General features: G+C 57.1%; 13 protein-coding genes. 4 read left to right on the forward strand and 9 right to left on the reverse strand.

Annotated elements, in window-relative coordinates; genetic code table 11:
- Nucleotides 1-47: 47 nt before the first annotated feature.
- The 8 genes from J9777_RS08530 to J9777_RS08565 form a co-directional block, all read right to left on the reverse strand.
- A complete protein-coding gene (locus tag J9777_RS08530; RefSeq protein ID WP_209348286.1) occupies nt 48-725 on the reverse strand; it encodes an MnmC family methyltransferase in 678 nt (225 codons plus the stop codon).
- 1 nt (nt 726) lies between these two features.
- A complete protein-coding gene (locus J9777_RS08535; RefSeq protein WP_245228548.1) occupies nt 727-1,659 on the reverse strand; it encodes a succinylglutamate desuccinylase/aspartoacylase family protein in 933 nt (310 codons plus the stop codon).
- A 115-nt stretch (nt 1,660-1,774) separates the two neighbouring features.
- Nucleotides 1,775-2,680, reverse strand: a complete 906-nt coding sequence (gene rimK, locus J9777_RS08540; protein WP_209348288.1) for a 30S ribosomal protein S6--L-glutamate ligase — start codon at nt 2,678-2,680, stop codon at nt 1,775-1,777.
- Nucleotides 2,680-3,195 carry a RimK/LysX family protein gene (locus J9777_RS08545; RefSeq protein ID WP_209348289.1) on the reverse strand — a complete coding sequence of 172 codons (516 nt, stop codon included), beginning with the start codon at nt 3,193-3,195 and terminating at the stop codon, nt 2,680-2,682. The genes rimK and J9777_RS08545 overlap by 1 nt, the downstream gene beginning before the upstream one ends.
- 87 nt (nt 3,196-3,282) lie before the next feature.
- Entirely contained in the window at nt 3,283-5,574 is a 2,292-nt protein-coding gene (pnp, locus tag J9777_RS08550) for a polyribonucleotide nucleotidyltransferase (protein WP_209348290.1), read from the reverse strand.
- A 170-nt stretch (nt 5,575-5,744) separates the two neighbouring features.
- Entirely contained in the window at nt 5,745-6,014 is a 270-nt protein-coding gene (gene rpsO, locus J9777_RS08555; protein WP_209348291.1) for a 30S ribosomal protein S15, read from the reverse strand.
- A gap of 6 nt (nt 6,015-6,020) precedes the next feature.
- Nucleotides 6,021-7,037 carry a tRNA pseudouridine(55) synthase TruB gene (gene truB, locus J9777_RS08560; RefSeq protein WP_209348292.1) on the reverse strand — a complete coding sequence of 339 codons (1,017 nt, stop codon included), beginning with the start codon at nt 7,035-7,037 and terminating at the stop codon, nt 6,021-6,023.
- Nucleotides 7,038-7,068: 31 nt separating this feature from the next.
- Complete coding sequence (locus J9777_RS08565; protein ID WP_209348293.1) at nt 7,069-8,511, reverse strand: SLC5 family protein; 1,443 nt, start codon at nt 8,509-8,511, stop codon at nt 7,069-7,071.
- Nucleotides 8,512-8,643: 132 nt separating this feature from the next.
- Between J9777_RS08565 and J9777_RS08570 the strand changes: the two genes are divergently transcribed.
- From J9777_RS08570 to galK, 4 genes are read left to right on the forward strand one after another with little or no spacing between them, the layout of a single operon-like run.
- The gene (locus J9777_RS08570) at nt 8,644-10,761 is read left to right on the forward strand and encodes an alpha-galactosidase (RefSeq protein WP_348631963.1); all 2,118 of its coding nucleotides are present in this window, start codon (nt 8,644-8,646) and stop codon (nt 10,759-10,761) included.
- Nucleotides 10,758-12,272, forward strand: a complete 1,515-nt coding sequence (gene glpD, locus J9777_RS08575; RefSeq protein ID WP_209348295.1) for a glycerol-3-phosphate dehydrogenase — start codon at nt 10,758-10,760, stop codon at nt 12,270-12,272. Before J9777_RS08570 ends, glpD begins: the two co-directional genes overlap by 4 nt.
- Complete coding sequence (locus J9777_RS08580) at nt 12,269-13,348, forward strand: galactose-1-phosphate uridylyltransferase (protein ID WP_209348296.1); 1,080 nt, start codon at nt 12,269-12,271, stop codon at nt 13,346-13,348. Before glpD ends, J9777_RS08580 begins: the two co-directional genes overlap by 4 nt.
- A gap of 1 nt (nt 13,349) precedes the next feature.
- Nucleotides 13,350-14,387, forward strand: coding sequence for a galactokinase (galK, locus tag J9777_RS08585; RefSeq protein ID WP_209348297.1), 1,038 nt, complete (start codon nt 13,350-13,352; stop codon nt 14,385-14,387).
- Between the two features lie 5 nt (nt 14,388-14,392).
- Here galK and J9777_RS08590 read toward each other — a convergent pair whose 3' ends face one another.
- A complete protein-coding gene (locus J9777_RS08590) occupies nt 14,393-14,971 on the reverse strand; it encodes a thymidine kinase (RefSeq protein ID WP_209348298.1) in 579 nt (192 codons plus the stop codon).
- Between the last annotated feature and the right edge of the window lie 55 nt (nt 14,972-15,026).

Consider the following 15,026-nt stretch of genomic DNA (forward strand, 5'->3'; position numbering starts at 1 on the left):
GGGGACTGTCTCACATCCAAGCTGAACTGTGCAAGAACGGAAGTGCGTTAAACCCGCGCAAACCAGATTGTATGGCGCGGCCCCTTATTGTTCGGTCGAGCGCGGACTTCGCGGACTTCAACTTCAAAGCCATTCTTCTCAAGTCGCCGAGCGAAGCGCGGGTCCTGTGCGGCGGACCAGATCGACAGGACACCACCCGGCGCCATGGCTTCACCCATCTGACGCAGCATGCGCGGCGAATAGAGCTTGTCGTTCTCTTCGCGCACCAACCCGTCGGGCCCATTGTCGACATCGAGCAGGATCGCATCGAATTGCGGACGCATACCGTCGGCAGCCTCGCCAATCGGATCGGCCACATCGGTGATTTCGAGCGATAGACGCGGATCAGCGAGGCAATCCCCTGTGTGGTGCGCCATTGGCCCTTTGGCCCACTCGATAATCTCGGGCATGAGTTCGGCCACCACCACTTTTGCATCGGTGCAAAGGCGCGCCAAAGCCGCACGCAAGGTGAAGCCCATGCCATAACCGCCGATAAGCATATTGGGCTTCGGAGCAGTCAAGCGATCAATAGTCAGTTCCGCCAATTGTTCTTCGGAGAACTGCATGCGCGTCGACATTAGCTCATTGCGTTGAAGCGTGATCATGTGATCCCGCCCGTGCGATATGAGTTGCAATTCTGCCCCGCCGGGGACTTGCGCAGTATCGATCAGTTTGCGTTCGAGCATCTCACATTATCTCGTCTTCATCGAATAGCGGATCATCAATTGCGGCTTCTTCGATCTTGTTCAACCGGTCATCAGCGGTCCCGGGGCGGCTGACGCGGGCGATATGCATCAGGGCGTCACCCTGATTGACCACTGGCATCACGCTGCGGCCAATGATCAAACCAGATAGAGGCGATAGAACCTCGATTTCGACATCACCGAACGGATCCGAAATGGCACCCACCTGCTCGCCCTCCTCAACCATATCTCCGGTTTTGCGCATCGCCCTAAAGATACCGCCTTCCTCAGCGCGAACCCAGCGGCTTCCGTCACTGCGGACCGATGCTGCCGCAGCAGCAGGCTGCTTACGGCATCCCATATCCAGATGTTCCATCACGCGAAGGATGCCGCGCACACCAATCCGGATGGCAAACTCGTCAAACCGCAAGGCTTCACCAGACTCCATAAGCAGCATAGTGCAGCCATTATTATCGGCGGTCTGGCGCAATGATCCGTCGCGCAATGGCGACGTGACGATTGCGGGCGCACCGAACACATCGGCGAGCTCTGAGGCTTTCTCATTACCGGGGCTGTACCGGATTTGCGGCAGGTTTTCCCGGTTCATACCGGCAGAATGGAGATCGATCCCAAAATCGCTGCGCGCGATTATTTCGGTCGTGAAAACATGCGCGAGTTGGGCTGCCAATGACCCTCGTGCGGAGCCTGGAAACACACGGTTCAAATCACGGCGATCGGGTAAATACCGGCTTTGGGCGATGAATCCGAATGCGTTGACCACCGGAACACAGAGCAACGTGCCGCGCAGGCGCTTTATTGATAGGTTCTTGAGCAATCTGCGGATCATTTCGACGCCAATAATTTCGTCGCCGTGGATCGCTGCGCTCACAAACAGGGTCGGCCCCGGTTTGGCACCATGTAGCACGCGAACTGGCATAGTTACCTCAGTATGCGTCGACAGCCTGCTAATCGGCAAATTCACCGTTGCGGATGTGCCTGCTGCAATGCTGGTCCCGCCTAGCTCGAACGGCGTGCGGGTTTCCCTTTTTGAGCTACCCTTTGCCACGCGTTTTGGTCTTTCCAGGCTTCGCATTATTCTCGATAAACTCGATAATCATTCCGGCGATATCCTTTCCGGTCGCGTTCTCGATTCCCTCGAGACCCGGCGAGGAGTTCACCTCCATAATCACCGGCCCATGATTGCTACGTAGCAGGTCTACTCCACACACGTTGAGACCCATGGCTTTTGCTGCACGTACTGCGGTTGAGCGCTCTTCAGGGGTAATTTTGATCAGTTGAGCGCTGCCACCACGGTGCAGGTTCGAACGGAATTCACCCTCTGCGCCCTGTCGTTTCATGGCCGCAACGACTTTGCCACCAACAACCAGACAGCGGATGTCCGATCCGCCAGCCTCTTTGATGAATTCCTGTACCATGATCGCGATGTTTGCACCACGAAATGCCTCGATAATCGAAGCCCCGCCCTTGAGCGTTTCGGCCAGCACCACACCGATTCCCTGTGTACCTTCGAGGAGTTTGATCACCACCGGCGGGCCATTGACGGCCTTGATGATTGCCTCCGCTTGCTTGGGATCATTGGCATATGCAGTCAGCGGCAATCCGAGACCATATTTCGCCATGATCTGGGTCGAGCGCAGCTTGTCCCTGCTCCGTCCGATGGCCACACTTTCATTCAACGACCAAACGCCGCCCATCTCAAACTGACGCAGAACCGCCAGACCATAGGCTGTGATCGACGCACCAATACGAGGAATGACCGCTTCATAACCTTTCAGCGTTTCACCCTTATAGGTAACCGTCGGACGATGGCTGGCGATCTCAACCGTGCAACGCGTCGTGTTGAGAATGTCGAGCGTATGGCCGCGCTTCTCAGCAGCCTCGACCAACCGCCTATGCGAATAGAGGTTTGGATTACGGGCCAGCATCGCAAGTTTCATTATGAGTCTCCTGATGCCCCATCGGCCGAGTGAACGAGCGGCTCGGCATCGCGTGTGCCATGAATAAAGGATTGTCCCGGGTGGATTTCATACCGGCTACGCATCGCGCTGCGTCCAACTAGAATTGGATAGCGCATCGAGCCACGATTGGTGAGCGTAAAGTTCACCGCACGCGACAATCCGCCAAGCGATAGACGGGTGCGCACGACCCAGCGGTCTTCTCTGGTGCCGTTTGAACTGGTTACTTTTCGCAGACCGCTCACGGGCAAATCGCGGTGAACTTTCTCAGGCTTCTCGCCCGGATTGTGCCGAATTCGGAACGACACGCGGACCATCTGTTCGCAATCGGCACCCTTGAACGGCTTGATGCTATCGACATGCAATGCGCTTGTACGCGCGCCGGTGTCGATCTTTGACGGAATATGTTCGAGGCCGAGATCCGGCAAATCGACATATTCACGCCAGCCGATTGAGATTTTGGGCTTGGTAGGAATGCGAAATGCTCCTTCAGCCATATCATACCCGCGCCAGCTTCAGTGAGCAAAGAAAAAGGGCCGCGAGAATTGCTTCTCGCGGCCCCTCTTATCTGATTGAAGTGACGATTAGTCCTTCAGGAAGTCCGGCACGTGGGCTTCGCCACCGCCGTTACCACCTTTGTCGCCGCCACCGCCGCCGCGTGGGCCACGATCACCACCGCGACCACGGCCACCGCCGCCGCCACGTGGGCGACGATCGCCGCCACCGCGTGGTTTGTTTTCGCGTGGTGGGCGAGTGTCTTCCAGCTCTTCGCCGGTTTCTTGGTCAACAACGCGCATCGACAGACGGACTTTGCCGCGCTGGTCGATCTCGAGAACCTTGACCTTTACTTCCTGACCTTCGCTGACAACGTCGCTTGGTTTTTCAACGCGCTCGTTCTTCATTTCGGACACGTGGACGAGACCGTCCTTGCCGCCCATGAAGTTCACGAATGCACCGAAGTCCACGATGTTGACGACCTTGCCGTTGTAGATTTTGCCGACTTCGGCTTCTTCCACAATGCCTTCGATCCAAGCCCGTGCGGCTGCGATCTGGTCGTGATCGGAAGACGAGATCTTGATCGTGCCTTCATCGTCGATGTCGACCTTGGCGCCAGTTTCCGCAACGATTTCACGGATAACTTTACCGCCGGTACCGATGATGTCGCGGATCTTCGATTTGTCGATCTGCATCGTTTCGATACGGGGAGCGTGCTTGGACACTTCGCCGCGCGAGGCACCCAGTGCATCGCTCATCTTGCCAAGGATATGCGTACGGCCGGCTTTCGCCTGCTCGAGCGCCTTGGTCATGATTTCCTGCGTAATGCCGGCAACCTTGATGTCCATCTGAAGGCTAGTGATGCCTTCTTCCGAACCGGCTACCTTGAAGTCCATGTCGCCGAGGTGATCTTCATCACCCAGAATGTCAGACAGAACCGCAAATTCTTCACCTTCAAGGATCAGACCCATCGCGATACCCGAAACAGGGCGCGCCAGTGGAACGCCTGCATCCATCATCGACAATGCACCGCCGCAAACTGTGGCCATCGAAGACGAGCCGTTGGACTCGGTGATGTCGGACAGAACACGGATTGTGTACGGGAAGTCTTCAACCGTTGGCAGAACCGGACGGAGCGCGCGGAATGCGAGCTTACCGTGGCCTGTTTCGCGGCGGCTGGTAAAGCCGAAGCGGCCCACTTCGCCGACCGAATATGGCGGGAAGTTATAGTGCAGCATGAAGTTGGTGAAGGTCAGACCTTCAAGACCATCAATCATTTGCTCAGCGTCTTTGGTGCCCAGCGTAGTCGTACAGATCGCCTGCGTTTCGCCGCGGGTGAACAGCGCCGAACCGTGGGTACGGGGCAGAAGACCGACCATAGCTTCGATCGGGCGAACTTCGTCGAGCTTACGCCCGTCGATGCGCGTACCGTCTTTGATGATCGCGCCGCGAACGATGTCGCTTTCCAGCTTCTTCACCAGTTTCAGGCGGCCCATATATTCAGCCGGATCGCTTTCGGCGAGATCAGCATAGTGATCGCGGGCCTTTTCACGGGCAGCGTTCACGGCATCCTGACGGGCCGATTTGTCGGTGAGCTTGTAAGCTGCTGCGATATCGTCACCGATAACGCCGCGGAGTTCTTCGAGAGCGGCTGATTTGTCTTCAACCTTGTCGAGTTCCCATGGCTCTTTCGCTGCTTGCTCAGCGAGATCGATGATCGCGCCAATAACTTTCCGGCTTTCTTCGTGAGCGAACATCACCGCGCCGAGCATCTGCTCTTCGGTCAGTTCTTTCGCTTCGGATTCAACCATCATCACTGCGTCTTGTGTCGCAGCAACGACCAGGTCGAGATTGCCATCTTCACCCAGAGCGTCAGCGACGGTCGGGTTGAGGATGTATTCGCCATCATTGTTGAAGCCGACGCGCGCTGCGCCGATTGGGCCCATGAAGGGCAGACCACTGATAGTCAGAGCAGCAGATGCTGCGATCATTGCAACGATATCCGGCTCTGTTTCGCCGTCATAAGACATGACCTGACAGATCACATTGATTTCGTTGTAGAAACCTTCTGGGAACAGCGGACGACACGGACGGTCGATCAAGCGGCTGGTCAGTGTTTCTTTTTCAGTCGCACGGCCTTCACGCTTGAAGAAGCCGCCCGGAATACGGCCAGCAGCCGAGAATTTTTCCTGATAGTGGACAGTCAGCGGGAAGAAGTCTTGGCCTTCCTTGACTGACTTTGCGGCGGTCACGGCGCACAGCACCACGGTTTCGCCATAAGTGGCCAGAACAGCGCCGTCTGCTTGACGGGCAATCTGACCGGTTTCGAGAGTGAGGGTTTTTCCGCCCCATTCAATCGATACGGTTTTCTTGTCGAACATGTATTTTCCTTATGATCCCACGTGGCCACATTGCTGCGCGGGGCCTTCTGTTTTCCGGGAGAACCGGCCCGGGCCGGTGTGGAGCATCTTTGGCTCCGGTGGCCCCTGCGCCGAATTGCGTCGGGTGCCAGATAGTGAAACGGCTCCCGATGGGAGCCGTTCCGAAACTCTTATTTACGCAGACCCAGCTTCTGGATCAGCTCGTTATAGCGCGCTACGTCGATCTTCTTGAGATAGGCGAGCAAGCTACGACGCTTATTCACCATTGTCAGCAGGCCGCGACGGGAATGGTTATCCTTGTGGTTGGCCTTGAAGTGGTCGGTCAGGTTGCGAATGCGGGTCGTCAAAATAGCAACCTGTACTTCTGGCGAACCTGTGTCGCCGTCAGCTGTTGCATATTCCTTGATTACGTCCTGCTTTTCTTTCGCACTGATAGTCATAGTCTTTTACTCCGCGACATCGTGAAGGTTAAAACCCCTAACGACCTTGGTCGTCCCGCCTACAAGCTCCACCAATGCGACCGGGATATTCCGGTGCATGGCACAATAGAGCCCGTCTGCTTGGGGCTGCCCGGTTAAGACGCGGCCCTGGCGGACCGCTGCTGCCTGTTCGGACGTGAGATCAAGAGCCGGGATGTCGTCCAGCCCTGCCTCCAAAGGCAGTATTACGTCTTCAAGTGGCGCGCCCTTACCGATTTCATTCAATTTGTCTAGCGAAATCGCCTGATTTTCGAGGAAGGGCCCCGCCTTTGTCCGCCTAAGAGAGGTAACATGCCCAACCGTTCCAAGCGCCCGCGCAATATCGCGTGCAAGAGAGCGGATATAGGTGCCCTTGCTAACATAGGCTGTGAGGGTGATCGCATCAGCCAATTCGAGCGGTTCATGGCCGATTTCCGGATCAGGCCGCGTCGCTGTGGTCGCGAAGGTCGAATAGGGCATATCATCACCCGAAAAGCCCGAGCCGGATGTCAGCGAATAGATCGTCACACGCCGCGTCTTGAGCTCAACCTCTTCGCCAGCACGCGCCAGATCATAGGCCCGCTTGCCATCGACCTTGAGCGCCGAATATTTGGGCGGCACCTGATCGATCTCGCCAGTGAAATGTTCGAGTATCGCGGTAATGGCCGCCATTGGTGGGCGTTGATTGCTGGTTTGAACAACCTCCCCTTCGCTATCCAGAGTGCTGGTTTCTTCACCAAACTGGATGGTGAACTCGTATATCTTGCTGGCATCGAGCATCCGCCCTGCCAGCTTAGTCGCTTCGCCCAGCGCAATCGGCAGAACACCTTCCGCCAGAGGATCGAGCGTCCCACCATGTCCGACCTTGGTCTTGGCAAAGCCAGCCTCGCGCAAATTGCGCTTTACCGCCGCAACAGCCTGCGTCGAGCCAAGCCCATGAGGCTTATCCAGCAATATCCAGCCGTTGGGAGCCGAAAATTTAGGGGGTAGTTTCGTGTCTGTCATGCCGCTCCGCTAGGCGGGAACTGTGATCGGCTCAAGCAGCATCACCTCTGCCAATTGCAAGTTCGGCAGTTTGGCCGAAGATCAGCTTGTTCATCACCAGCGATGTCAGAACCGACAATACCAGCGTGAAGAACATGCCGTGGATGTAATGCAGCGGCTGCCAGATCATGCTGAAATACGCATAGAATGCGACGCCGGTCACAACCCCGATCATCGCCGCGCCCGCCTTCACATTGCGGAAGGCAAGGCACACGATAAACGCCGACAGGATCGGCATAGACAGCAATCCGTAAAGCTCCTGCACTGTATTGATCAGGCTTTCCTGACTGGCGAAGAACGGCACCAGCACCAGCGCCAAGATCGACATGGCAATCGACACAATCGCGCTGAGTTTTACCACAGGCGGATCTTTGTCGACATAAGCCTCGTGAATGTCGCAGACATACAGCGCAGCAGAGGCATTCAGGATCGAATTGAAGGTCGTGAGAACCGCTGCAGCAATACCCGCCGCAAATGCGCCCGAAAGCCAAACGGGCAGAACATCACCGACAATCCGTCCGTAGGCCGGGTCGCCGATGTCGCCGTACAGCTTGTAAGAAACAATACCCGGGATCACGACAATCGCCGGTACGATCAGCAAGCGGATACCCGCTGCCGTCAACACACCTTTTTGCGCTTCCTTGATATTGGGAGCAGCCATCGCGCGCTGGGTAATCGTCTGGTTGGTCGACCAGTAAAATGTCTGGATGAAGATCATGCCCGTAAGCAAAGTATGCCACGGAATAGGCGAGTCATTGTCACCTACTAACGTCAGCCGTTCCGCCGGAATGCCCGACAGATCGAAGTCGATCGCTTGCAGCGCCAGATAAACTACCAGCAGCGCAAGGCCGAGGATCAAGACACCCGAATAGGTGTCCGACACCGCAACCGCTCTTAGCCCACCGAAAATCGCATAACACGCGCCGACGGTCGCCAAGATGATCGAGGTAATCATCAAGTTCTGCAGCCCTGTATCCATACCGGTCATCGAGAGCAGGAACAGCGAACCGCCATAGAGAATAGCGGGCAGGAAAATGAACAGATTGCCGAACAGGAACAACACCGAAATCAACGCCCGGATATGCTTGTCACCATACTTCTTCTGGAGCAGTTCGGTCGTCGTGGTACAGTTGTTCTTGTAGTAAACCGGTAGGAACACGAAACACAGGATCAGCAAACCAGCAACGGCAGCAAACTCCCACCACGCAAGCAGCGCCATCTGGTTGCCATTCATCCCGATCAGCTGATCGGTCGAGAGGTTCGTCAGCGTGATCGAACCGGCCACAAAATACCAAGCCAAACCGCCATTCGCGAGAAAGTAGTCCTTCTCGTCAGCCGCTTCGCCTTTGCCTTTACCTCGGCAATGCAGATACGTCGCCAGCGCGATCAGAGCAGAGATTGCGACGAAAACCGCAATTTGGACCGGACTATTCATGAATTCTCATCCCTCTCGATAGCCTGCTCTGTGACAGGTCTAGCCGCCACGCCTAGCCCGCTTTCCCGGTCAATACCAACCAATACCATTGTTTCTATTTGCGCGGCTCACATGATCTGCCAGAGATGCTGTGTGGCTGACTTTACTATCCTCCGCGGCAAGGACACGCTGGTTGTGCTCTGCACTGCCAAGGGCGGGCGGCCACGGATCGTCTATGCAGGGCCGGATATCCCCGGAGCCACACCGGAGGAACTGGCAATACTCCAGAGCGGCCAGCATATCCCCGGTGGCCCTGAGCAGCCTATCCCGCCGTCACTGCTCAATCCGCTGGGCACAGGATGGCCGGGCGCTGCAGGCCTGATCGCGCATCGCGATGGCAAGGATTGGGCGATTGATCTGCGTGTCGAAAACGTGCGCCAGTCCGACGAGAGTGACGCGGAAATTGTCTGCGTCGATGCTTTGAGCGTACTGCAGTCCACGCACAATTTCGCGCTCTGTCCCCGCACTGGCGTTTTCACCGCATCGACCAAGATCGTCGGCAGCAGCGACAAGCCGGTCAACATTGATTGGTGTGCCGCTCTCTGCCTGCCGATGGATGACAGATTGAACCGGCTCCGCAGCGTCAGCGGCAAATGGGCGAGCGAATTTCAGATCGAAAACATTGAGCGCTTTCGCGGATCTTATCTGCGCGAAAACAAAGCAGGCCGCACAAGCCATTCCGACTTTCCCGGATTGTTTGCCGGAACCGGTACAACCGATGAAGCAACCGGACTGGCGTTCGGTTGTCACCTTGGCTGGTCAGGCAACAGCCGCATGCGCATTGATACAGAGCAAGATGGCACAACCATTCTGCAGGCTGGCGAACTGCTCCTGCCCGGGGAGGTTTCTGACAGATACACCACACCACAGCTGGTCGCCTGCTGGTCCAATGATGGATACGGCGACGTCTCGCGGCGGCTTCACGCGTTTGTGAAGAATTCGATAGTCAGCGAACGCTCAAAACCGCGCCCCGTCCACTACAACACATGGGAAGCGGTCTATTTCGATCACGATGAAGCTCGCCTGATTGATTTGGCCGAACAAGCCGCAGAAGTAGGCGCAGAGCGCTTCGTGCTGGACGATGGCTGGTTCGGAGGACGGCGCAGCGACAAGGCTGGTCTCGGCGATTGGTGGGTCTCGCCCGATATCTACCCCAATGGCCTGCAATCAATCGTCAATCGCGTCCGCGAGCTGGGAATGGAATTCGGGCTGTGGTTCGAGCCTGAAATGGTCAATCCTGATAGCGATCTTTACCGCGCGCATCCTGACTGGGTGCTGGGAGTCGAGGGCGTCGAGGCGATCCCGTCGCGGCATCAGCTAACGCTCGATCTGACTAAGCCCGAGGTCACCGACTATCTGTTCGAGAAGATCAGCGCACTGATTACCGAATACCAGATCGACTACATCAAATGGGACATGAACCGCGATACGCAGCATCCCGTCAGCGACGGGCGCGCCGTGATGCACAAGCAGACTGAAGCGCTATATGCTCTGCTCGACCGCTACCGCACGGCACACCCCACCTTGGAAATCGAAAGCTGCTCTTCAGGCGGTGCTCGTGCCGATTACGAAATTCTCAGACGGACCGACCGCATCTGGACGTCGGACAATAATGACGCACGCCACCGCCACCAAATCATGCGCGGCGCCAGCCATTTCTTCCCGCTGAGCGTGCTTGGCAATCATGTTGGTCCCAAGCGTTGCCATATCACCGGCCGGATGTTCTCGATGGAGTTTCGCGCGGCTAGTGCGATCTTTGGCCATATGGGAATGGAGCTGGATCTGGCAGACGAGACCGCCAAGGATCGCGCCACCCTTGCGGCAGCAATTAGGCTTCACAAACAACACCGCGAACTGATCCATGGTGGCGAATTCTACCGGCTCGCAACTCCCGACTATCTGGCCGCCATGGGCTGCGTTGCGCGCGAGAAAGATGAAGCATTGTTTAGCTGTGCGTTGCTCGATATCCATCCGGCTACGAAACCGGATCGCCTCCGCTTCGATGGGCTCAACCCCGCGAAGCAATATCGTATCAAGCTGCTCTGGCCGCAAAGTAACCCGTCGCGCTCTGATCCATCCATCATTGACGCCGCCGCGCTTATGGAGAATGGAAGCCTCTTCGCAGGTGCAGCATTGATGGAACACGGCATCCAGTTGGCATTGGTCCATCCCGACACTTGCCTGATTTATCATTTGAAGGCCGAGAATTGACCGACGACACACCATACGACCTTCTAGTCATCGGCGGCGGGATTAACGGCGTTGGGATCGCCCGCGATGCCGCAGGACGCGGCGCAAAAGTGCTGCTGTGTGAAAAAGATGACTTGGCCAGCCATACATCCTCTGCCAGCACCAAGCTGGTCCATGGCGGTTTGCGCTATCTGGAGCACTACGAGTTCCGCCTAGTGCGGGAAAGCCTGATCGAGCGCGAACGCTTGCTCGGCATGGCGCCGCATATCATCTGGCCACTGCGCTTCGTGTTGCCGCATGACAAAGGCCTGCGCCCGTCATGGCTGCTGCGGCTGGGCCTGTTTCTCTACGACCATATTGGCGGGCGAAAACTGCTCCCTGAGACCAAAACTGTTGATCTGCGGGCCGCACCACATGGTGATGTGCTCGAAGAGCGGCTCGTCAAAGGGTTCGAATACTCGGATTGCTGGGTCGAAGATGCCCGGCTTGTTGTTCTGAACGCGATGGACGCGGCGCAGCGCGGCGCCGACATCCGCACCCGCACCGCATGTGTCGGCTTGGACCGGCGCGGGCAGGTCTGGCTTGCTGATCTCAAAGACAAGCATGGTGAGACGCAGCGTATCTCTGCACGGGCAGTTGTGAATGCAGCCGGCCCATGGGTTGACGGAGTGCTTGGCAAAGCGATGCCGGAAAAGCAGCATCAGAACCTTCGTCTTGTCAAAGGCAGTCACCTGATCTTCCCAAAACTGTTCGATCACGATCAAGCGTACATCTTCCAGAACAAAGACGACCGGATCGTATTCGCAATTCCCTATGAACGGGAATTCACGTTGGTTGGAACCACTGATGTCGCGTTCAAAGGCGATGCCAACACCATCGAAATATCGGATGATGAATCCGCCTATATCTGCGATGCTATCAATGAATATTTGAAAGTTGATGTAGCGCCCGACCAGGCTATCTGGAGTTACTCCGGTGTACGCCCGCTCTACGATGATCAATCGCGCAATAACTCGACCGTGACCCGCGATTATGTGTTCGAGCTCGACAATCCAGAAGGCGCACCGCCGATTCTCTCGATCTTCGGCGGCAAGATCACGACTTACCGCAAGCTCGCAGAACATGCGCTTCACAAGCTGCCAATGCCTTGGCTTGAAACACAGGACGCATGGACGGCGGGTGCAGATTTACCCGGCGGCGACATGGAGGTCGGTCAATTCGATGCCTTCGTTTCAGACATGCAGTCCCGATACGAATGGTGCTCTGCCGATGTTATGCTCCGCCTGTGCCGTGCTTATGGAACGTTGGTTTTTGCAGTTGTTGGCGATGCGAAATCATGGGCCGACATGGGACAAGACTTCGGCGCTGGCCTGACCGAGCGCGAGGTCGGATATCTGATCGATGGCGAATTCGTGCAAACCGCCGAAGACGTACTCTGGCGGCGAAGCAAACTCGGCCTGCATATGAATGATGCGGAGCGCAAATCACTCGAAGATTGGTTCGCCAAGCGCGGTGCGGCCGCGGCGGCATGAGTGACATTGTCACGCCTCTGGATACACCTGTCGTTGGTGACGTGTTCCTCCGCAACTTCAGAAAAGCTGACGGACGGATGCTTTATCTCTACGGGCGCGAAGCCCATGGCTTGCCTGTGCAAAAGCAGCAAAACGACGACATCGCGACAGGCGGTGAGGTACGTTTCCATCCGCTGCGTGGCGAGTGGAACATCTACGCAGCGCACCGGCAAAACCGGACATTCAAACCCGCGGCCAGCGCTGATCCGCTCGCGCCGACGATTGCAGGCGGACCGACAACCGAAATTCCATTCGAAGACTTTGAATTGGCGATCTTCGAGAACAAGTTTTCCGCACTCCATCCGCTTGCTCCAGCGCCGCCTCAACTCGATGGAATCGACAGCGAAGGCGCCACAGGGCGATGCGAGGTTATTGTCTACACCCCTGAGGCTGAAGGCAGCCTCCACACTATTGGTCAAGACCGCAGGCGGCTTCTGATCGCTGCATGGATTGATCGCTATCAGGCGCTGTTTGCCGAAGGCTGCGGCTATGTTTTGCCGTTCGAAAATCGCGGTGATGAGGTTGGCGCGACGCTGCACCATCCGCACGGACAGATTTACGGCTTCGGCAAAGTGCCACTCGTCCAGCAGGCTGCTATCGATGCTTTCGCTGGCGGCTATGACTTGGCGGCGGAGATCGCTGCTGCGATGCCCGACTATGGTTTGTCCGAGGCGAACGGCATGGCTGCCTTATGCCCGCGATTTGCGCGATTCCCCTATGAGGTCTGGATTGCCCCTATCCAGTGCCGCGAAGGCCCATGGGATTGCAGCGAAGAGGAACTGGACGGCTTCGCTACACTGCTCGGCGAAGTGACACGGCGCTATGATGCCTTCTTCGGCCGCCCAACCCCCTATATGTTTGCGTTGCACTCGGCACCGCGTGAAGGTTGCGACAACTACCACTTCACTGCACAGTTCTATCCGCTTCTGCGCGGACCTGACCGGGTCAAATATCTTGCGTCCGTCGAACAGCATACGGGCGTCTTTACCGTCGACGTGATGCCGGAAACCGCCGTTGAGGCGCTGAGAGCAATCTAGCATGGCAGTGACCGTCACATCACCCGGCCGCGTCAATCTGATCGGCGAGCACACCGACTATAATGGCGGCTGGGTCCTGCCCGCAGCCCTGTCGGTGAGCCTCACGGCCACGCTCATGCCGCGCGAGGATCGACGCATCAGCGTATCGGCGCGAGGATATTCGGGCACAGCCGAGCGCACGATCGATGATGCGGCTGGCGGGGACTGGTCCGATCCGGCTGTCGGTTCGATTATCGAGGCGATCAATTTGGGATTGTTGAAGGGCGGCGCCGATATTTCCGTGCAATCCTCCATTCCTGCCGGATCGGGGCTATCATCTTCCGCCGCACTGGTTGTCACACTGCTCAAAGCGGCGCGAGAGGCGGCGGGATCGAGCCTTTCCGACACCGAAATTGCAGTCGCCGCGCGCCGTGTCGAGAACGACTATATCGGCGTTCCCTGCGGCATCATGGACCAAATGGCGGTAGCCATCTCCAAACCCGGCGAGGCAATGGCGCTGGATACGAGTTCGCTGGAATACCGCGTCGTGGCTTTGCCGAAAACGCATGACATGGTGGTGATCCATTCGGGTAAGACGCGCAAACTGACCGATGGCCGCTATGCTGAACGCAAGGAGGAATGCGACGCAGCGAAGGCCGCATTCGGCACCAATCATCTTTGCTTGCTCGACCCCGAGGCAGTGGAAGCAGCCGATATCGATGAGACTGTCCGTCGCCGCGCGCGCCATTGCGCGACCGAGCATCGGCGCGTGCACGCTTCAATCGAAGCTCTGGAGAGTGGCGACACCTGCCAGTTCGGCGCGCTGATGGTCGCCAGCCATGCTTCCATGCGTGACGATTTCGAGATGTCGCTACCCGCTATCGACGCGCTAGTTGAAGATGCTGTTGAACAGGGAGCGACAGGAGCGCGCCTGACCGGCGGCGGATTTGGGGGATGTATTGTCGCCTGCGTTGACCGCGCGAAGCGAAGCGAATGGCAAGAAGCGCTTCTTGCAAAGCATCCCAAAGCCCGGTTCGTGGACGCAATCACGCCCGAGTAGGACGATCAGCCGCCCAGCGCCTCGCTGAAATGTTTCCGGCACAATGCAACATAGCGATCATTGCCGCCGATTTCCGTTTGCGCGCCGGCTTTCACCGCAGCGCCGCTCTCATCGACGCGCAAATTCATGCTGGCCTTCTTGCCGCAATGACACACGGCTTTGAGCTCTACGAGCGAATCTGCCAGGCCCAAAAGAGCTGCCGAACCGGGAAATAGCTCGCCCTGAAAATCGGTCCGCAACCCGTAACACAGCACTGGTATGCCCGCTTCGTCGGCCAAGCGTGCGCATTGCCAAACCTGATCTTTTGACAAAAACTGTGCCTCATCGATCAGCACGCAATCTATCGGCTCGACCGAATGCGCAGCGCTTATCTGGGCCCACAAATCGGTACCATCCTGATAGCGATGCGCCTCTGCGCCCAAGCCAATCCGGCTCTCGATCGCCTTGTCATCTGACCGATCATCCAACTGTGCCGTCCACAACATCGTGTGCATGCCGCGTTCGCGATAGTTGAAATCTGCCTGCAAAAGCGTGGTCGATTTGCCTGCGTTCATTGACGCGTAATAGAAATACAGCTTAGCCATGCATGGGATTTAGACGCAAAACGCCGCCATACGGAAGAGCGGCACGCAATGAGGG

Source organism: Pontixanthobacter sp. CEM42 (assembly GCF_017812015.1).
Lineage (GTDB): Bacteria > Pseudomonadota > Alphaproteobacteria > Sphingomonadales > Sphingomonadaceae > Pontixanthobacter.